Below are 20606 nucleotides of genomic sequence, written 5' to 3'. Positions count from 1 at the left end.
AAAGGCAAATTCCGATGAAAATATTCTATGTCTTTTTCTTAATTATTGCAATTTCAAGTTGCGGAACAATCAGCAATAAAACATTAGAATCAATTAATTATCAATGGAATAAATTCGAAGTAAACAGCGAAGAAACGATTTTCTTAAAACTAAACCCAATTGACTCAACATCTACTGCTCACCTCTTCATTTTCGGTGGAAATGACACCTTAGCTGTTTTTGGTAAAATCACTTTCACTGGCAAATATAAAGTTCGAGAGAACGGAAAAATCTTTTTATTGGGAGGTATCATAAGTGAGAATGAGCTAAAAACAAATGACGGAAGAACTGTCAAAGCTCCCATAGATCAAAATCCAATGTTAAGATTTAACTCTAAAAATCGCACTTTGAATTATTACGGTAAAGAGTTTAGTGCTAAATATGGGGATCGAATTGTCGAATTAGAATTTTTATTGAAGAAATTTGACAATTGGGAAGGAGAATATATTTCAATCCATGATAATTAGTAAATTCAAAAAGTCCTCCCCTCGCCTTCTTCAAAGGTGGAGACGATACTTTTCCGGCTTTTATGTTAGCAATGTAAACTGTTACAACCTATAGAAAGAGATTTTTTTCTGCCTTACAGTCTTAGTTCGAAGCGTTTCCCCCTTTGGAGGGGGATAAAGGGGGAGGACCCTAATAATCAAACTCATCATTTAACAGTGAAACGCAAGAACATTAAGCCTCGTCCTGAAAATAAGATGTAATAATAAATTTAAAAATCCTCCCACCGCCTCCTCCAAAGGGGGAGACGATATAATTCCATAATATCGCTTTAATGAAAAGGCTTTAGATTAGAACAACTATCATTTCTCCACCTCATTCTCCTTAAAAGCAGAAGGAATTAAATCTGGTATTATTTTCAAAATTAGCGGTAATAGTATCAACCCTCCTGGCAACATAAATATAGCCAATGCAGGTAGAGATTTCGCTAAGTCTTTAAATTGTGATTTCACTTTTTCTTTTTCTTCAATGCTCAGTTCGTGCGTGAAAGATTTATTCACTAAAAAAATGAGTTCTTTACTTTCTCTTAGTTCTTCAATAAATTTATCCTTGTTCCTCCCCAAAATCTTAATCCACCGTTTGGAAAAGTTTCCATATAATTGTTCGTAAGAAGACTTTTCTTGTAAAAAGGTAATTTGATGATTATTCTCCATAACAAATCTTTCAATCATAATAATTGAACGATCCATATGTTTCTTTTTGACACCCAAATACGCACATAATTTATTGAGATAATATGTCTCTTCACTCATTTCAGATAAGTCCGATTGCACAGTAAGCACTGCCATATCCAAAAGATAGAATTTATACAAATCATCATTTTGATCAGGTAAAACGATATCCTCGATAGTTAAAGAATCGTCCGCCAATTTCTGTTTAAAATCCTTTCGTGCTTGATCATCCATGTTTGCGGATGCGAGGTAAACTGATAAAATTTGATCTTCAATTTCTACAGTTTTATGATCCACGCGTGACAGAACCCCTATAGTGTTTAGTGCGCCTAAAACAAAAGAATCATAACTTTCTTTGAGTTGTTTTTGGTTAATCAAGAAGGAACGAAAACCTAATACATCAAGGTAAACCAAACTATTATTCAAATAGTTGACCCACAACTGATTCCCCATTGTTTTCTTTAAATGAACTCGTTTTTTAAGAATACTTTCGAGTTTTATTCCATCCTTCTCTTTAAATAAAAGTTTTAGGACGTTAATCGAACTTTTGTTGTTGTATTGTTCATAAAACTCCAATAAGGACGAAATAAACTCATCTTTTACAACAATCTCTTTTTCTGTACGATAAACTAATAGCAAGCATTCAAATAAAAGAAAAGTTGTTTTCTCGTCAGAAGTCCATTTGGAAGACGCCTCATTTTTAAAGAATAAAAACTCACTAGGAAATCCAAATACAATTCCAGAATTAAAAAATACATTTCGTAAAAATGAGGCTTTAGAGATATACGAAGGCTGAACAACAGACTCTAAATCAATCACCTTTTCATCAATCAATGAAAAATATTTATCAATCCAATTTTTAGCACCCGGTTGCATCATTTTGGCAAAATTCTAAATTTTAGAGATAAAAGTATAGAATTATCGTGTTAATTAACAGTTTGATAAAATAAAATTTTTTTTTGCCCTCTTAATTTACTTATCATTGTATGTAATCACAACATATAAATAGTTTTCAATGTATAAATTTTTGATATCATTTCTATTTCTTCTAATCAACACCTTAAATCACGCACAAAATAAAGTTACTGTCTTGCCTCCAGTTTTGGTTGAAACTTCGGCTTTAATCAAATATAAATGTTCATTTTTAACTATCAACGATTCTGGAAACGAAGAGAAAATCTATGTTTTCAATAAAAGAGGGAAAATTAAACATACTTGCGTATTAAAAAATGCAACAAATGTAGATTGGGAAGCATTGGCTTATGATGGTGAAGAATACTTGTATGTTGGTGATTTTGGAAACAATGCAAACAAGCGTAAAGACTTAGTTATTTACAAAGTTAAAATGGAAGATGTATTAAAAAATGAAAGTGTCGATGCCGAAAAGATATTCTTTAATTATCCTGATCAAAATCAATTTCCACCTCAAAAATCTGAATTATACTTTGATGCAGAAGGGTTAATTTTGAAGGACAATCAACTAATTGTATTTACGAAAAACAGAACTGTTCCTTTCGATGGAATTTCAAAGGTTTATACCTTACCAACGGAGCCAGGAACTTATCAAGCTAAGCTGCAAAATGATTTGAAATTACCTCCAACTAACTGGAGAGAAGAAAGTATTACAGACGCTACTTATTTTGACGGTGAATTGTTTATTCTCACTTATGCGAAAGTTTATCAGCTGGTTTGGGAGAATAGTTCTTGGGTGCAGAAAAAAGAATACAAACACGATTCTTGGACACAAAAAGAGGGAATTACTGTGGATGATAAATTCATTTATTTAACGGATGAAAACGCTTCTGGATTTTTCACTGGAAACTACCTTTACAAATTAAAGAAATGATAGATTATAAAAATATCGATACAGTTATTTTTGACATGGATGGAGTTTTAATTGACTCTGAACCTCTATGGAAAGCAGCAGAAATTAAGGTTTTTGCAACTATCGGAATTGATTTCATCAAAGTAGGCGGAGAAAAAACGGTCGGATTAAGAATTGACGAAGTTGTTGATTACTGGCATGCGCTATATCCATGGAAGAACAAAACGCAAGTAGAAGTCGTTGATGAAATCATGTTGGAAATGGTCAACGGAATTAAAGCCAATGGTCAGCCTATGAAAGGTGTTGTTGAACTCTTAGAATTCTTTAAGTCTAAAGGAATGAAAATCGGTTTAGCGAGTTCTTCGTATCAAATTTTAATTGACACAAGTTTAGAGAAAATAGGAATCGCTCATTTTTTCGATGCAACACTTTCTGCTCAGAATTGCACTTATGGAAAACCTCATCCAGAAGTTTATATTGAAGTAGCAAAACTATTGAATAGCGAACCTCAGAACTGTTTGGTTATCGAAGATTCTTTAAACGGAGCAATCGCTGGAAAAGCAGCGAAAATGAATGTTGTAGCAGTTCCAGATGGAACACATGAAATTTCGGAGCAATTAAAGGTCGCAGATTTACGGGTGGATAATTTAAATGAATTGTTAGATGTTTTTTTAACCATGTAGAGGCGCAATGCATTGCACCTCTACATGGTTAAAAAAATTCATCAAGAAAATACCGCATCCAACGCATTCTTAAATTGCTGTGCTGCGTTTTCAAGAATCTCTTTTGTATGAACGTAAGAAACAAATCCAACTTCATATCCACTTGGTCCAACATAAATATTTCTTTCCAATAGCGCTTTATGTAACTTTGTAAATGGCGACATGTCTGCATCAATTTGTGAAGCACTTCTAATTGTTGTTTGATCAGAAAAAGCAATCCAGAAAATTGATCCGATTGTAACCAATGCGAAATCATAGCCTTTCTCTTTTGCGTGAGCATTTACACTATTCACAAATACTTGCGTACGTTCTTCTTGGTCTTCGTAAAAACCAGGTTGACTACACACAGTTAATTGTGCTATACCCGCTGACATAGCCACTGGATTCCCGCTCAAAGTTCCTGCTTGATAAACTGGTCCTTCAGGCGCAACACTTTGCATAATGTGATTTTTTGCTCCGTAAGCCCCAACAGGCAATCCACCACCGATGATTTTCCCGTAAGAAACGATATCTGGAGTAATATCATAATATTCTGCAGCTCCTGAAAAAGCAACACGGAATCCTGAAATTACCTCATCAAAGAACAATAAAACATTGTGCGCTGTACAAATCTCACGTAATTTCAATAAGAAAGAACGCTCTTGCAACAACAATCCGTTATTTGCTGGAATTGGTTCAATGATTACACATGCTAATTCATGCGCATATTTTTCAAAAGCAGCTTCCAATGCAGCTTCGTCATTCAATGGAATTACGATAGTGTCTGCCACAACATTTTCTGGAACACCTGCACTTGAACTTAGTCCAGTTGTAACCAAACCTGAACCCGCTTTTACCAACAATGCATCTGCATGTCCGTGGTAACAACCTTCAAATTTGATGATTTTATTTCTTCCTGTATATCCTCGAGCCAAACGAATTGCCGACATTACCGCTTCTGTTCCAGAACTTACAAATCTAATTTTATCAATATATGGATTACGAGAAATAATGATTTCCGCCAATTCATTTTCTAATTTTGTTGGCGCACCGAAACTTGTTCCATTCGCTAAATTATCAACGATATTTTGGTGAACATCTGGGTAATTATGACCTAAAATATGCGGACCAAAACTACAACAGAAGTCAATAAATTGATTTTCATCTTCATCCCAAATGTAAGGACCTTTTCCTTTTTTAATGAATAATGGAGCACCTTCAACTGCTTTAAAAGCACGTACCGGAGAATTTACTCCTCCAGGGAAATAGTTAAGCGCTTTTTCGTATAATTTTTCAGAATTCGAACGTTTCATTGACAACATTTTTTATTTGCTGCAAACTTAAGGATTACTTGGCAGATTCGTGAGATTTCCAATTGAATAATATTGGAATGATTTGGTTAAGATAAGTACAAGTACCGATTTTTACATTTGTATTTACCTGATGGTTTCTAGTACATAATTACACTTATAGCTTTTTATATTTGAATTTAACTCTGTTTTTAGATCGATAAGCACTACTGAACCTTATCTACATTTTCTTCTCTTTTTATAGAACACTACTGTATAATTTTATATTTTCGGATTCTAAAATTAAAACACTCCAAAATGTCAGAATATAAAAACACACTTGCTTTCGCTCAAGAAAAAGACCAAAATGATCCATTGAGAAAATGGAGAGATGAATTTTTTATTCCTGATTTTCACGAAAAACCTGTGGTTTATTTCACCGGAAATTCTTTAGGATTACAACCAAAGCGAACGCAAGAATATATTCAACAAGAATTAAATGATTGGGCAAAATGGGGTGTTGAAGGTCATTTTGATGCTAAAAACCCTTGGTTTTCTTACCATGAATTATTGACAGAAAAAGCAGCTAAAATTGTAGGAGCAACAAATAAAGAAGTTGTAATCACACACTCTTTAACTACAAACTTGCATTTATTGATGGTTTCGTTTTACAAACCAGAAGGAAAACGAATCAAAATTCTTTGTGAAGGAAAAGCTTTTCCATCTGACCAATATGCGTTGCAATCACAAGTGAAATTTCATGGTTATTCTATTGACGAAGCGATTGTTGAATTATTTCCTAGAGAGGGAGAACATTTAATCAGAAATGAAGATGTTATTGCTAAAATCAACGAATTAGGTGATGAACTAGCAATGGTCATGATTGGTGGAATGAATTATTACACTGGTCAACTTTTCGACATGAAATCGATCACAGAAGCAGGTCATAAAGTCGGTGCAAAAGTTGGTTTTGACTTAGCACACGCAGCAGGAAACGTTAAACTTTCTTTACACGATTGGAACGTAGATTTCGCAGCATGGTGTACATATAAATATTTGAATTCTAGTCCAGGTGGTGTTTCAGGAATGTTCGTTCACGAAAAACACGTTTCAAATGATGAACTAACTCGTTTTGCAGGTTGGTGGGGACATGACAAGGAAACACGTTTTAAAATGCAACCTGAGTTTCAACCGATTCAAAGTGCTGAATCTTGGCAATTAAGTAATGCTCCTGTTTTAGGAATGGCAGCTCACATGGCTTCGTTAGATATTTTCAATGAAGTTGGAATGTCAGCAATCAGTAAAAAACGAAATGATTTAACAGCGTATTTGGAGTTTGTGATTGGGGAGGTTTCAAAAGAATCTGAAAATGCAAATTTCGAAATTATAACACCAAAAGACCCAGCAGAAAGAGGTTCTCAATTGAGTATTTTAGCCCACGGACAAGGAAAAAGTTTATTCGATGCGATGTCTAAAGAAGGTGTTGTAGCAGATTGGCGTGAACCCAACGTAATTCGTATTGCTCCAGTTCCTTTGTATAATTCGTTTGAAGATGTTTATCGATTTGGGGAAATTTTGAAAAATTCAATTCTTTAAGAATTGAATTTTTTGAATTACGAATGGGAGAATTATGAATTACGAATTTTGTGCTAACTGCTTTAATTAATAAGTTTTGGATAGTTGAGATTTATCAATGAAGAATTGATGTTTTATCGAAGTAGTAACCAATTTATTGATATAGGTTATATTATAGCAACATGTAATAAATATGAAACTAAAATTCATTCTTATAATTCAACTTTTACTTGTATCAATGGTCTCCTTTGGTCAAGAAGAAACGTTGTTTAGAATTATCGAAAAAGGGAACGTTGGTTATATAAATAGTGAAGGGGCAGTTGTTATTGAGCCCAAATTTATTGTTGGTGGAGAATTTTCTGAAGGGCTTGCTGCAGTTAGAGAAAACGGACTGTATGGTTTTATCGATTTAAAAGGTGAATATGTTATTAAACCTCAATTTGATTTTGCTTCTGGATTTCTTAATGGAATTGCTAACGCAAAAATCAAAAACAAATCGATTTACATTTATAAAAGCAATGGGGAAATTAAAACCATTGAATCGAAAATTTTTTCACTATACAGATCTACCGACGAAAATTATATAATCGAAAGTGCATCGGGTAAAGCGGGTATTTGGAATCCAATCACAGAGCAACTTATTATTGATACAATTTATGATGGTATAGCCGATTACCATGAAGGAACTTATGTTGTTTTTAATTTAGATGGAAAAATTACAGATGGTTTTCAATGGGGAATCAACTACTCTTTAATTGACACAGCTGGAAACGTACTCATTCCTTTTGATTCCTTCTGCAACTTTTTAGAATTCCATAACGGGGTTGCAATTACAATAAATAAGAGTTGCGAAGCAGATGTATTTTACTCTGATTACTCGGGTCCTGTTGATACTAATGGAAAATATTTTTTCAAGATTATGCTCGCAGAAAATGAAAACTTCAATGGATATTTTCAAAATGGCTTAGCTCCAATAACTATTAGTAACAAGCGAAATAGATTCGATGAAATCATAGAGGATAAAGACCATAACAATACACATAAAGGTTACATCAATCTTAAAGGAGAAATTGTTTTAAATGATACATTAATTAAAAGTGTTTCTAATTTTTATAATCATCGTGCCTTTGTTAAAAGAAAAGATGATGATAAACTCTACATGATTAACACTCAAATGGAAAAAGTTGGGAGTCATTCTTTTGATTTAATAATGTCAAGTAGTTTTTATGAAAATGATTATGCTTCTGTAAAATCAGAGGATAAATGGGGTTTAATTGACACGAATGGAGTTTATAAAATTCCACCTAAATTTGAAGACATAAAAATCCAAGGAATGGATGAAGGTTTTTTCTTTTATGCAAATGAAGAAATCGACGGTAGAACATTGTATGGCTTAGCAAGAATTGACGACACTTATATAACAGAACCTATATTTGATAACATCCATTATTACAGAAATGGTGTTTTTGCCGTTGATATCAATGGTGAATTAAGCTATATCAATAAAAAGGGCAAAATTTTATGGAAAACGAAGGAAGATTATCCTGTTTTAGATTACAATATTGATTATATCAACTATTCGTATTTCTATGCGGATGATGAAGAAAAAGACTTCAGTTTAATTGAGAATGAATTGAAAAAGGATGTCTTGAACTTTAAAGTAAATACAAACAAATTGGATACATTACGATTTGAATCTGATAATCCTTCAAACAGCTATTTGTTTTATTCTGTAGTATTAGCGAATAACACGAAGGAAGATGTTGAAGTTAAAGTCTATGATGGGAGGTTATTTGCATACACTCAAGCTTTAGACGAAGATGGTATTTGGAGAGACATTAGTATAGTCAACACTGCACGTTGCGGAAATGGTTTCCGTGATAAAACTTTAACATCTAAAAGCTATTGGGAACTTAAAGCACCTGCGTATGTTGGTTCATTCAAAACAAAATTGCGTTTGAAAATAAAGTTTGTAAAAAGCGGTGAACCAATTGATTCAAAAGAAGGGAAAACCATCTACAGCAATGAATATGAAGGAAGTATAAATCCGGGACAGTTTTGTAATGAGTTACCAATTGGACTTTTTTACCGAGCCAAAAACCTTCGAGATCCGTACTCCTATTATTAAAAACTTGGATTATAAATCTATAATCCAAGTTACCGTTCTTAAATCTCAAATATTACTTGTAAATTTCGATACAATTTATTAAAATGAAATATCACTATCACGTTAATAATTAAACATTGATAATTAACAATTAAAAAAATGATTAAGAAAATAGGTGTTTTAGGATTGGGAAAAGTAGGTAGCCTTGTAGCAACCTTATTGAGCTCCAAATATGAAGTTGAAGGAATGGATCAGGCAAAATCTGACGAGGAATTTTCTTTTGAAGTTAAAATTGGTGATGTTTCAAAGGACGAAACTATTCGCGATTTTCTTAAAGATAAAGAAGCTATTGTTTCTTGTTTACCTTACTTTTTGAATATTAAGATTGCGCAAACAGCGGCCGATATGGGCGTTCATTATTTCGATTTAACGGAAGATGTACCGACTTTGAATGCTATTCAAGAAATGGCAAAAAATAGTAAAGCTGTCATGGCACCACAATGTGGATTAGCCCCAGGATTTATTGGGATTTTAGGCGCAGGATTGTATAACCAATTTTCTGAAATTCGAGCGGTTAAATTAAGAGTTGGTGCTTTGCCTCTTCACCCGATGGGACAATTGGGTTATAGTTTTACTTGGAGTGCCGACGGCGTAATCAACGAATACATCAACGACGCAGAAGTGATTCACAATGGCAAACGTAAAATGGTGAGTTCACTTGATGATGTGGAAATTATCAACATCAACGGAAGACAATATGAAGCTTTTTCTACTTCCGGTGGTTTAGGCACAATGTGCGCAACTTTGGATGGAAAAGTAGATACTTTAAACTACAAAACGATGCGCTATCCGGGTCACCGAGATGGAATGAAACTTTTACTTTACGACCTAGGATTAAAGAACGACAGAAAAACAGCCAAAGAAATTTTAACGAATGCCTTACCACTAGTTGATGATGATATCGTTTTGGTTTACGCTGCCGTAGAAGGAAAAATCGATGGTCAATTAAGACGAAAAGAATTCAGTGAATCCTACAGAAATATTGAAATCGAAGGGAAAGATTGGAGAGCAATTAGCTGGACAACAGCTTGTAGTATTTCAGCAGTTGTGGATTTAGTTTCAGAAGGCAAACTGAAAAACAAAGGATTCATTAAGCAAGAAGAAATTGATCTCACCTTATTTATGGAATCACATTTTGGGAGTATGTATGAGAAATATAAAGACGGGAAATAATTACGAATTGTTGCGCTGTAATGGAACGCGGATGACGCGGATCTACGAACGCGGATTTACAATTGATGCTGCAAGCCCTAAAACATCATTTTGAAAAGCCATTGCAATACGGACGTTTACTCCCGTTGGTCGTGAGATCGCTTCGCTAAGTATACAAAACGTCCCTACAATTTCAATTCCATCATTCGTAATTCGTAATTAAAAATTTTCCATTTATAAAACCTTAAATCAAAACAATTCCTAATTCTTTATAAACATCGAAAAAGGTTTTCTTACATTTTGAAAAATCCGTGAAAATCCGCGCTGCTTGCATCCGCGTCATCCGCGTTCCATTGCGCAAACCACCCACCCTACTTTAAGCTGCAATAGTCACGTCTTTGTCTAAATAAAAAACTTATCTTTGAATCAAATTTTTACATTATGTTAACTCCAAAAACGGATAAAAAACTTTTCTTACTCGATGCATTCGCCCTAATCTACAGGTCATATTTTGCATTTTTCAAAAACCCGAGAATTAATTCTAAAGGAGAAAATACTTCTGCTGCTTTTGGATTCACAAATGCAATGTTGGATGTTATTAAAAAGGAGGAACCAACACATATTGCAGTAGTTTTTGATCCTCCAGGTGGTGCAACAAATCGTATCGAAGAATTTTCTGAATATAAGGCGCAACGTGAACAAATGCCGGAGGATATCCGCAGCATGATTGAGCCTATTAAACGCATTATAGAAGCTTTTAAAATACCGATTTTAATGAAAATGGGCTTTGAAGCGGATGATGTAATTGGAACCTTGGCAAAAATGGCAGAAAAAGAAGGATTCACAACTTATATGATGACGCCTGATAAAGATTTTGGTCAGTTGGTTTCTGAGCATATTTTTATGTATAAACCTGGTCGTGGTAAAAAACCAGCTGAGGTTTGGGGAGTTCCCGAAATTCAAGAGAAATTTGAAGTTGAAGATCCTTTGCAAGTAATTGATATTCTTGGAATGTGGGGTGATGCTTCAGATAATATCCCGGGAATTCCAGGAATAGGCGAGAAAACCGCCAAAAAGCTCGTTAAGGCTTATGGTTCAATGGAAGGACTTTTTGAAAATGTTGATCAACTCAAAGGGAAACAAAAAGAGAACGTCATCAACTTTAAAGAACAAGGTGAATTATCCAAAAAATTAGCGACGATTATCACGGACGTAGATGTTGTTTTTGATGCCGATGATTTAGAAATTTGTCCGCACGATGATGATAAAATCCGTGAGATTTTCACCGAACTTGAATTTAGAGGAATTGCAAAACGTGTTTTAGGTGAAGAATTGGTGATTACTGCATCCAATGCTGGAGTTTCAAACGATAACGGACAATTAGATTTATTTGGAACAGCGGCTAATTCATCTCAAGATAGTCCAGCAGAAGTTCCAGCGGAAGAAATGAAATCTTTGGAAACGGAAAAGGCGAATTATCATTTTGTAGAAACAGAAGAAGAACAACAAAAGCTCATTTCAACACTTTTAGAACAAAAATCTGTGTGTTTTGACACAGAAACATCAAGTTTAGAGGCCAGAAACGCAGATTTAGTTGGAATCGCATTTTCTTTTAAAGCCAAAGAAGCTTATTATGTTCCATTTCCAGAAGAATTCGAAAAGGCTAAATCCTTATTAGAAAAATTCGCTCCTTTCTTTACTTCAGAGAAAATTGAGAAAGTTGCACATAATATAAAATACGACGAACAGGTCATCAACCGATACGGTATAAAAATTAAAGGACCTCGTTTTGATACAATGATTGCTCATTATTTGCTTTCACCTGACAGCAGACACGGTATGGATGATTTGGCAACTTATTATCTAAATTATACGACCGTTCCAATTGAAAATTTGATTGGTAAAAAAGGGAAGAATCAAAAATCAATGCGTGATTTAGAACAAAAAGACATTGTTGATTATGCTTGTGAAGATGCAGACATCACTTGGCAGTTGAAAGAACTTTTTGAACCAGAAATTCAGAAAGATCACTTAAAGGAATTGTTCTATAACATGGAAATGCCATTAACTTCTGTGTTAAAAGCAATGGAACAGGTAGGAATTCAGTTAGATATTGAAAGTTTAAAGGCTTTCTCTGAAGAATTAGAAATCACCCTTAATGAAATTACAGAAAAGGTTCTAGAATTAGCTGGAGTTGAATTTAATTTGGACTCTCCGAAACAATTGGGTGAAGTTTTATTCGAAACTTTAGAAATTTCTAAAAAACCAAAAAAGACCAAAACAGGTCAGTATTCGACCTCAGAAGATACGCTTCAAAAACATGTAAATGACCATGAAATAATTCCTTTGATTTTGGATTATCGTTCATTGCGAAAATTAAAAAGCACTTATGTTGATCCATTGCCAACGCTTGTGGATGAACAAGATGGAAGGTTGCACACACATTACATGCAAACTGTGGCCGCAACAGGTCGATTAAGTTCTACAAATCCGAACTTGCAGAATATTCCAATTCGAACACCAAAAGGTCGTGAAATTAGAAAAGCATTTGTAGCGAAGAATGATGATCATTACCTGATGGCAGCCGATTATTCACAGATAGAATTGCGTATTATCGCGGCATTGAGTGGTGATAAAAACATGATTGAAGCTTTCCAAAACAAATTGGATATTCACGCCGCAACAGCAGCGAAAGTTTATGGAATTGAAATTGATGAAGTAACGAGAGAGCAAAGAAGCAACGCAAAAGCGGTGAACTTTGGAATTATCTATGGTCAATCGGCATTTGGATTATCTCAAAATTTGGGTATTTCAAGAAGAGAAGCAAAATCAATTATTGACAGTTATTTTGAGCAATATCCTACGATAAAATCCTACATGGACAAAGCGAAGGAAGAAGCCAAAGAACACGGATATGTTGAAACGATAATGAAACGTCGTCGTTATTTGCCAGACATTCATTCCTCGAATGCAATTGTGAGAGGATTCGCAGAACGAAATGCCATCAACGCTCCAATTCAAGGAAGTGCTGCCGATATTATTAAAGTAGCGATGATCAATATTTACAATAAAATGCGTGAACAAAACCTAACTTCAAGAATGTTACTTCAAGTGCATGATGAATTGGTTTTTGATGTATTAAAATCAGAAAAAGACATCGTTTCAAAAATAGTAAAAGAAGAAATGGAAGGCGCTGTAAAGTTGGTCGTTCCATTGGATATTGAAATGGAATTCGCGACGAATTGGTTGGAGGCGCATTAGTAGGGGCGTTTTTTACCCAATCCCCCCTTAAAATCACTAAAAGAAAGTTATATTTAGAGTTCAAAAGAGATTAATGTTATGCAAGAAATAAAAAGTTACGTTTGTGGTGAGTGGAAAAGTGGAGAAGGTTCTGAAACAGAGCTACACAACGCCATCACAGGTGAGAAAATTGGAAGTGTTTCAAGTAAAGGATTTGATTTTGCTGAAATTTTAGATTACGGTCGCACAACTGGTGGAGAGAAATTAAGAAAAATGACTTTCCATGAGCGTGGTCGAATGTTGAAAGCACTTGCACTTTATTTGTTAGACAACAAAAAGAAATATTACGAAGTAAGTGCTTGGACAGGTGCTACAAAAGGAGATTCGTGGGTTGATATCGAAGGTGGTATTGGAAATTTATTTGCCAATGCCTCTTTAAGAAGACAATTCCCAGATTTACCGTATTATGTAGACGGTGAAGCAGCTCCACTTTCTAAGAATGGAACTTTCATTGGTCACCACATTATGGTACCAAAAGAAGGTGTTGCAATTCACATTAACGCCTTCAACTTTCCTGTTTGGGGAATGTTGGAAAAAGTAGCGGTGAATTTAATGGCGGGTGTTCCTGCTGTGGTTAAACCGTCAAGTGTTACCAGTTATTTAACGCAAGCAGTTGTTGAAGATATTATTGCTTCGAAAATATTACCTGAAGGTTCTTTACAGCTTGTTTTGGGTTCTGCAAGAGAATTAATTAACCATGTTACATCTTCTGATATTGTGACATTTACAGGAAGTGCGAGTACAGGTTTGAAATTGAAATCAAACCCTGTTATTACAAACAATAATGTTCCGTTTAATTTAGAAGCAGATTCATTAAATGCCATTGTTTTAGGAAAGAAAGCTACTCCAGACACTCCGGAATTTGCAATTTTCGTAAAAGAAGTTGTACGTGAAATGACAACAAAAGCAGGACAGAAATGTACTGCGATTCGTCGTATTTTCGCTCCAGAAGAATTGATGGATGAAGTTCAATCAGCTATTTCAGACAGATTATCTAAAACGATAATGGGTGATCCTTCTGCTGAAGGTGTGAGAATGGGATCTTTGGCTTCTCCTGATCAAGTGAAAGAAGTACGTGAGAAAGTTGAAGAACTTTCCAAATCACAAAAAATCGTTTATGGTGACATGGATGAATTTGATGTGACTGGTGCAGATAAAAACATCGGTGCGTTCTTCCCTCCTATTCTATTTAGAAATGATGTTCCTTTTGAAAAAATTGACGTGCATTCTATCGAGGCATTTGGTCCAGTTTCGACAATTATGCCATATAAAACCTTGGAAGACGCCATTGAATTAACTAAAATGGGGAAAGGTTCTTTGGTTTCCTCAATTGTAACTCCTTGCAACGATGAAGCAACACAATATGTACTTGGCGCAGCGAGTATGCATGGTCGTATTTTGGTGTTGAACGAAGAATGTGCTAGAGAAAGTACAGGTCACGGTTCTCCATTGCCTTTATTAACTCACGGTGGTCCTGGACGTGCCGGAGGTGGTGAAGAAATGGGTGGTAAACGTGGAATTATGCACTATTTACAACGTACTGCAATTCAAGGTCACCCAACAACGATAACAGCGATTACGCAGGTTTATCAACAAGGTGCAAAAGGAACCGAAATTGAAGAACATCCTTTCAAAAAATATTACGAAGAATTAAACGTTGGTGATCAATTGATTACTGAAGCACGTGAAATTACAGCAGACGATATCGATCAATTTGCTGCTTTATCAGGTGATAATTTTTATGCGCATAAAAGAGATACAAATTTCGAAGGAACAATGTTCGATGAACAAGTTGCTCACGGTTATTTCTTAATGAGTGCATCAGCAGGATTATTTGTTGATAGTTACGAAATGAATCCAGTTCTTTTGAACTACGGAATTGACAATTTACGTTTTACAAAACCAGTTTATGCTGGGTCTAAAATGCACATTCGATTTACGTGTAAAGAAATGGTTCCGAATGACACAACACCAAAAGAAGATGATCCAAAAACCTTAATAAAGCGTGGAATCGTAAAATGGTTTGTGGAAATGTTGGACGAAGATGCAGAAGAGCCATTGGTTGGTTTTGCAACGATTCTAACGATGGTGAAGCTCAAAGAGCAATAGAGAAGGAAGAGAATACCGATAAAATCGGCTGGGTGAGTGCGAGTTTTAAGATAAAAACGACTCCCTACCTCTGAACAAATTGAAAATCAAATAAAACCAAAAAGCGACTCTCGAAAGAAAGTCGCTTTTTTCATGAAATTAATTTTGTGAGCAAGAAAAAAGCCCAAAAGAGTAAATCTTCCGGGCTTTTATTGTTTGGTAATCATTCTGTTTTTAATCCTTAAAACTATTGGAACTTGAGTTATCCACTTTTACTTTATCATTTCCAGTAGAGATAACTTTAAACTCAGTTCTTCTATTCTTTTGATGCTCTTCTTCTGAACAATCAGACTTCACATTTCCTTCACATTCACAATCATTTAAAAGTATGGATTCTCCATATCCTTTTCCATAAATTCGAGATGGATCTGTGATACTTTTTCTAATATACTCAGCAGAAGCTTTTGCTCTTCTATCTGATAGTTTTTCGTTATAAGCTCTCGATGCACGACAATCTGTATGTGCTCCAAGCTCAATAATCATATTCGGATACTGATTCATTATTGCAACAATCTTATCTAACTCCAATGCTGCATCCGGTCTAATATTGTACTTATTTAAATCAAAATTAATTGGATTGATTTTAATCATTTCTGAAAGGTCTTTAACTTCTGGGTCCATCCCTAAATCTAATTTAGCATGTATATCATATTGACCCGGTTTATCAAATAGGATATTATAAATTACCATTTTTGAAAAGTAACCCTCTTTCTTCAATACTATACTGTAACTTCCCCTATCATTTAATTTCTTTTCGTGAAGGGCTCTTCTAAAATCACCCGTAACAGGTGTTAATATTTCTGATGTGGAATCATTCAAATTATCTGTAAAGAAAACTTGAACTCCGTCTAAAGGAAGTCCTGTTTTTTTATCTGTAATCAAAGCATATAATGATAAACCTGGATTTTTTTCTAAAATCACATCAGCATAAATGATGGACTCATTTGAAAAAGTGCTTGCTTTATTGTTTCCATCAAAATATTTAGCTTTTGAACCTGTTAATTGATAGTTTTTTTCATATTCTGCTACAAAAGAATAAGCTCCATTTTCGTCAGCAGTTACAGTTTTTAAAATATTACCCTTTTCATCCTTTAAATCGATTTTTGCCAAAGGAACAATACTGTCTTTTTTATCCTTTGCAATTCCTACAATTGCTACACCAAATGATATTGGACGTGTTGACTCAACTGAATAAATATCGTCTAATCCTTTCCCTCCTTCTCTATTTGAAGAAACATATCCGTTAGCTTGATCATTTGACAAATTAAATCCAAAATCATCAAAACGTGAATTTATTGGCGCTGCAAGGTTATGAATTTTTCCAACAGAACTTTCTTCAAGTAAAGCCACAAAAACATCTAATCCTCCTAATCCAGAATGACCATCTGTTGAGAAAAACAACTTATTTTCGTGATCGATATAAGGAAACATTTCTTGACCCTCAGTATTGATTTCACTCCCAAGGTTAATCATTTCTCCAAATTCACCATTCTCTAAAATATCAACTTTATAAATATCGGCTCCACCAAATCCCCCTGGTTTATCAGAAGCCAAATACATAACTTTTCCATCTTTAGAAATAGATGGATGACCTACTGAATAATCAATTGAATTATATTCAAATTCTCTTTCATTTGTGAAAGAACCATCTTCTTCAACATCCGCAACATATAATTTTAAATTTTGAATGCGCTTTGCATCTTTTCTCTGTTTTCCTTTAGAGATATTATTTCTCGTAAAATAAACTACTTTTCCATCAGGAGCGTATTCGAGTGGTCCTTCATGAAATCTTGTATTTACTTTTGACACCAATGAAATTTCACCTAATTTATTGGTTGAGTCTAGTTTTGCCTTATATAAATCTAAAAATCGATTGGCGTTCCATGACCACTCATTTTTGACGAACGCTCTATTCCTTCTAGAAGAAATAAAGTATAATTCATCCATATTCGGATTATAATAACCACCAAAATCAGTAGACGCTGTATTTAGCTCAAGGTTTTCTATCTTGAAAAAAGGAACCGTATTGTCTATCTTACTTTTGTAATCTAGATTTGCTAAAAATAACTGTGCTCTTATATCAGAAGTAGCAAAATCGCTGTATTTGCTCATCCAATGATCACTTTCAGCATATTTACCATTCTTTTTCAATACGTAAGAATAATTGTAAAAATCTTTTGGTTTGGCTTCACTACTTTCTATCATATCTGAATAGTATTTGATTGCCAAATCAACATTATTCATCTTAAGATAACTATACGCTAATTTGCTCTTCAATTCAGGAGAATCTACTTCTGAACCTATCAGTTCTTCATACAATTCGGCTGCATAAGCGTAAGACAAAGTATTGAAGTAATCATTTGCTTTTTTGAGTTTACCTGACTGTCCAATTACAGACAACGACAAACTACATGCGACTAATATTAATAATATTGCTTTCATTTAAACTGTCTATTATATGATTAAAAATAACGAGGTGATACAATTCCTTTTTTCTTAAATACAAAGTCATAAGACATCAATAGTTCAAAAGTTCCACTGTTATAGTTTCGTATTTCCTGAGTACCAAAATCGCTTGCAAAGCCAACTTTGAACTGTGGCGAAATTTGAACCTGAACAAATGCTCCAAATGCTGCTTCCACTCTATACGTAGCACCCAACCAAAAGATCTCGTTATAAATACCAGCCAATGTAATATCTAAACTTAATGGTGCATTTTGAGTCATCTTTAACATTGCTGTGGGCCTAAGTTTCCATTTATTTGAAACATTAAACACACCTCCTATTGTTCCAAAATAATGGCGACGTTCAAGGTTTGTTTCGCTTAATCCATCATAAGCTTGTTCAAGCATCTTTGGAGTACTTAAACCTAGGAAAAATTTTGGTGTGTGATAGTAAATTCCAAAACCAAAATTAGGATTAATGTTGTTTCGAATATTTGAAAGTAACTTTGGATCATTAGGATCATCCGTATTTAAACCATCAACCCCAATATTAATTAAATTGATTCCACCTTTTAATCCAAATGCCAATTTCCCTCTGTGATTTTTAAATTTCAATGTATAAGAAGCATCAACGTAAAACATTGTTTGATTCAAAGGGCCAACTACATCATTTACAGCTGTCAATCCAACACCTAATGACTCATATGATAGAGGCGAATGTACGCTAAATGTAGATGATCGGGGCCTTCCTTCAAATCCAACCCACTGTTCACGGTGAAGACCTGTCACATTCAACATGCCACTGCTACCTGCGTATGCAGGGTTTACAAATAGCATATTATCGAAATACTGTGTGAAATGCGGATCTTGCTGAGCATTCGCACTAGTATTCACAATGAATACTAGTGTAATTGCAACTATAAAAAACTTAATTGTTTTCATATCTGTATTTTTTATTATTCTAATAACTACTGTTCTTAACGTTGGATGTAAACATAGCCTTTCAATACACCTATATTTTCATCCTTGGTATCTAGGACATAATAGTACGAACCTGTTGGTAATGTTGAACCTCCAACATTTAAACTGCTATTTGATGTTCCTTCCCATTCATTGTTGTAACCTTCCGTTGAGTATACTACATTACCCCATCGATTTAAAATCACTAATTCATTATCAGGGAATTGATCAATATTCTCAATTATCCATCCATCGTTTACTCCATCACCATCTGGTGTAAATGCATTTGGAACATTCAAACCACAGATTTTTGGATCACATGGGTCTTGAGGATCAGTTCCTTCAAATACTTCAACACCATTTGATATACCATCTCCATCACAGTCCAAATCGTTCCAAACTTGAGATGGTGGTAATGTTTGACTTGATAAGATGAAATCACATGGATCCCATGGATCTGTTCCATCTAATATCTCATCACCATTAGTCACTCCATCTCCATCACAATCTGAATTACTCCATGCACCGGTCTGTGCTATAGTTACATTATCAAGTATGTAATCACATGGGTCCAATGGACTTGTTCCATCTGCTACTTCTTGTCCATTGGTTACTCCGTCTCCATCACAATCTGATTCATTCCAAGTGGTACTAGTGTTTACGGTTTGATTTGCTAAAACAAAATCACATGGGTCATTTGGATCTGTTCCATCTATAACTTCTTGTCCATTTGTTGATCCATCACCATCACAATCTGCTAATAGCCAATCTCCACCTTGAACAGTAGTTACACTAGGTAGTAAATAATCACACGGATCATTTGGATCTGTTCCGTCTAAAACTTCTGTTCCGTTAAGTACACCGTCACCATCACAATCTACATTATTCCAATCACCTCCTTGAGTTAAAGTTACACTTCCTTGAAGATAATCACATGGATCAAGTGGATTCGTACCGTCAATAACCTCTTGTCCATTTGTTACTCCATCTCCATCACAATCCGCATCATTCCATGCCGTACTTGGTGTTAATGTTTGGTTGGCAAGTACGAATTCACAAGGATCAACCGGATCTGTTCCATCAATTACTTCTTGTCCATTTGTCACACCATCCTCATCACAATCTGATGCTTCCCATGCAGCAGTTTGAGGTAAAGTAACACTTGATTCTAAGTAATCACAAGGATCAACCGGATCTGTTCCATCGATTACCTCTTGTCCGTTTGTTACTCCATCTCCATCACAATCCGCATCATTCCATGCAGTACTTGGTGTTAATATTTGGTTCGCAAGTACGAATTCACAAGGATCAGCTGGGTCAGTTCCATCAATTACCTCTTGTCCATTTGTTACTCCATCTCCATCACAATCCCCTCCGTTCCAAGCTGTACTTGGTGTTAATGTTTGATTTGCAATTATAAATTCACAAGGATCAACTGGATCTGTTCCATCAATTACTTCTTGTCCATTTGTCACACCATCCTCATCACAATCTGATGCTTGCCAAGCTGAAGTTTGAGGTAAAGTAACACTTGTTTCTAAGTAATCACATGGATCAACCGGATCTGTTCCATCCGTTACTTCTTGTCCGTTTGTTACTCCATCTCCATCACAGTCCGCTCCATTCCATGCTGTACTTGGTGTTAATGTTTGATTTGCAATTACAAATTCACAAGGATCAACTGGATCCGTACCATCAATTACTTCTTGTCCATTTGTCACACCATCCTCATCACAATCTGATGCTTCCCAAGCTGAAGTTTGAGGTAAAGTAACACTTGGTTCTAAGTAATCACAAGGATCAATAGGATCTGTTCCATCGATTACCTCTT

Annotated in this window: 13 protein-coding genes; 8 read left to right on the top strand and 5 right to left on the bottom strand. The window is 34.8% G+C overall.

The genetic code is table 11. From position 1 onward, the window contains the following. The first annotated feature begins 14 nt into the window (after positions 1-14). Positions 15-506 carry a hypothetical protein gene (locus C6368_RS11950; protein ID WP_107039447.1) on the top strand — a complete coding sequence of 164 codons (492 nt, stop codon included), beginning with the start codon at positions 15-17 and terminating at the stop codon, positions 504-506. Between the two features lie 339 nt (positions 507-845). Here C6368_RS11950 and C6368_RS11945 read toward each other — a convergent pair whose 3' ends face one another. Next, entirely contained in the window at positions 846-2093 is a 1248-nt protein-coding gene (locus tag C6368_RS11945) for an LETM1-related biofilm-associated protein (RefSeq protein WP_107039446.1), read from the bottom strand. A 136-nt stretch (positions 2094-2229) separates the two neighbouring features. Here C6368_RS11945 and C6368_RS11940 point away from each other — a divergent pair, with 136 nt between their 5' ends. Both C6368_RS11940 and hxpB read left to right on the top strand, forming a co-directional pair. Next, positions 2230-3060 (top strand): hypothetical protein, encoded by an 831-nt coding sequence (locus C6368_RS11940; RefSeq protein WP_107039445.1) that lies wholly within the window; start codon positions 2230-2232, stop codon positions 3058-3060. Beyond that, positions 3057-3722 carry a hexitol phosphatase HxpB gene (hxpB, locus tag C6368_RS11935; protein ID WP_107039444.1) on the top strand — a complete coding sequence of 222 codons (666 nt, stop codon included), beginning with the start codon at positions 3057-3059 and terminating at the stop codon, positions 3720-3722. Before C6368_RS11940 ends, hxpB begins: the two co-directional genes overlap by 4 nt. A 41-nt stretch (positions 3723-3763) precedes the next feature. Here the strand turns inward: hxpB and hemL are convergent, their stop codons facing one another. After that, positions 3764-5053, bottom strand: a complete 1290-nt coding sequence (hemL, locus tag C6368_RS11930; RefSeq protein WP_107039443.1) for a glutamate-1-semialdehyde 2,1-aminomutase — start codon at positions 5051-5053, stop codon at positions 3764-3766. Between the two features lie 294 nt (positions 5054-5347). Here hemL and kynU point away from each other — a divergent pair, with 294 nt between their 5' ends. The 5 genes from kynU (at position 5348) to paaZ (ending at position 15332) form a co-directional block, all read left to right on the top strand. Next, the gene (gene kynU / locus C6368_RS11925; protein ID WP_107039442.1) at positions 5348-6625 is read left to right on the top strand and encodes a kynureninase; all 1278 of its coding nucleotides are present in this window, start codon (positions 5348-5350) and stop codon (positions 6623-6625) included. Positions 6626-6797: 172 nt separating this feature from the next. After that, on the top strand, positions 6798-8732 hold the full coding sequence (locus C6368_RS11920) for a WG repeat-containing protein (RefSeq protein WP_107039441.1): 1935 nt from the start codon (positions 6798-6800) through the stop codon (positions 8730-8732). Positions 8733-8870: 138 nt separating this feature from the next. Further along, positions 8871-9944 (top strand): saccharopine dehydrogenase family protein, encoded by a 1074-nt coding sequence (locus C6368_RS11915; protein ID WP_234369134.1) that lies wholly within the window; start codon positions 8871-8873, stop codon positions 9942-9944. A gap of 420 nt (positions 9945-10364) precedes the next feature. Further along, on the top strand, positions 10365-13184 hold the full coding sequence (polA, locus tag C6368_RS11910) for a DNA polymerase I (RefSeq protein ID WP_107039440.1): 2820 nt from the start codon (positions 10365-10367) through the stop codon (positions 13182-13184). Positions 13185-13262: 78 nt separating this feature from the next. Continuing rightward, positions 13263-15332 (top strand): phenylacetic acid degradation bifunctional protein PaaZ, encoded by a 2070-nt coding sequence (paaZ, locus tag C6368_RS11905; protein ID WP_107039439.1) that lies wholly within the window; start codon positions 13263-13265, stop codon positions 15330-15332. A gap of 213 nt (positions 15333-15545) precedes the next feature. On the opposite strand, the gene C6368_RS11900 is transcribed toward paaZ, so the two are convergent. From C6368_RS11900 to C6368_RS11890, 3 genes are all read right to left on the bottom strand, one after another. Further along, entirely contained in the window at positions 15546-17813 is a 2268-nt protein-coding gene (locus C6368_RS11900; protein WP_107039438.1) for an OmpA family protein, read from the bottom strand. A gap of 20 nt (positions 17814-17833) precedes the next feature. Further along, positions 17834-18757 carry a PorP/SprF family type IX secretion system membrane protein gene (locus tag C6368_RS11895; protein WP_107039437.1) on the bottom strand — a complete coding sequence of 308 codons (924 nt, stop codon included), beginning with the start codon at positions 18755-18757 and terminating at the stop codon, positions 17834-17836. A 35-nt stretch (positions 18758-18792) separates the two neighbouring features. After that, a partial coding sequence (locus C6368_RS11890) for a gliding motility-associated C-terminal domain-containing protein (RefSeq protein ID WP_159038581.1) occupies positions 18793-20606 on the bottom strand: 1814 nt, incomplete at its 5' end.

This window comes from Brumimicrobium mesophilum (genome assembly GCF_003025005.1).
Taxonomy (GTDB): domain Bacteria; phylum Bacteroidota; class Bacteroidia; order Flavobacteriales_D; family Crocinitomicaceae; genus Brumimicrobium; species Brumimicrobium mesophilum.
This window is presented reverse-complemented; position numbering and strand designations above follow the sequence as displayed.

Excerpts from the sequence above, each read along its gene's own strand:
- C6368_RS11950 (WP_107039447.1), top strand. The coding sequence starts at position 15 with ATGAAAATATTCTATGTCTTTTTCTTAATTATTGCAATTTCAAGTTGC.
- C6368_RS11945 (WP_107039446.1), bottom strand. The coding sequence starts at position 2,093 with ATGATGCAACCGGGTGCTAAAAATTGGATTGATAAATATTTTTCATTG.
- C6368_RS11940 (WP_107039445.1), top strand. The coding sequence starts at position 2,230 with ATGTATAAATTTTTGATATCATTTCTATTTCTTCTAATCAACACCTTA.
- hxpB (WP_107039444.1), top strand. The coding sequence starts at position 3,057 with ATGATAGATTATAAAAATATCGATACAGTTATTTTTGACATGGATGGA.
- hemL (WP_107039443.1), bottom strand. The coding sequence starts at position 5,053 with ATGAAACGTTCGAATTCTGAAAAATTATACGAAAAAGCGCTTAACTAT.
- kynU (WP_107039442.1), top strand. The coding sequence starts at position 5,348 with ATGTCAGAATATAAAAACACACTTGCTTTCGCTCAAGAAAAAGACCAA.
- C6368_RS11920 (WP_107039441.1), top strand. The coding sequence starts at position 6,798 with ATGAAACTAAAATTCATTCTTATAATTCAACTTTTACTTGTATCAATG.
- C6368_RS11915 (WP_234369134.1), top strand. The coding sequence starts at position 8,871 with ATGATTAAGAAAATAGGTGTTTTAGGATTGGGAAAAGTAGGTAGCCTT.
- polA (WP_107039440.1), top strand. The coding sequence starts at position 10,365 with ATGTTAACTCCAAAAACGGATAAAAAACTTTTCTTACTCGATGCATTC.
- paaZ (WP_107039439.1), top strand. The coding sequence starts at position 13,263 with ATGCAAGAAATAAAAAGTTACGTTTGTGGTGAGTGGAAAAGTGGAGAA.
- C6368_RS11900 (WP_107039438.1), bottom strand. The coding sequence starts at position 17,813 with ATGAAAGCAATATTATTAATATTAGTCGCATGTAGTTTGTCGTTGTCT.
- C6368_RS11895 (WP_107039437.1), bottom strand. The coding sequence starts at position 18,757 with ATGAAAACAATTAAGTTTTTTATAGTTGCAATTACACTAGTATTCATT.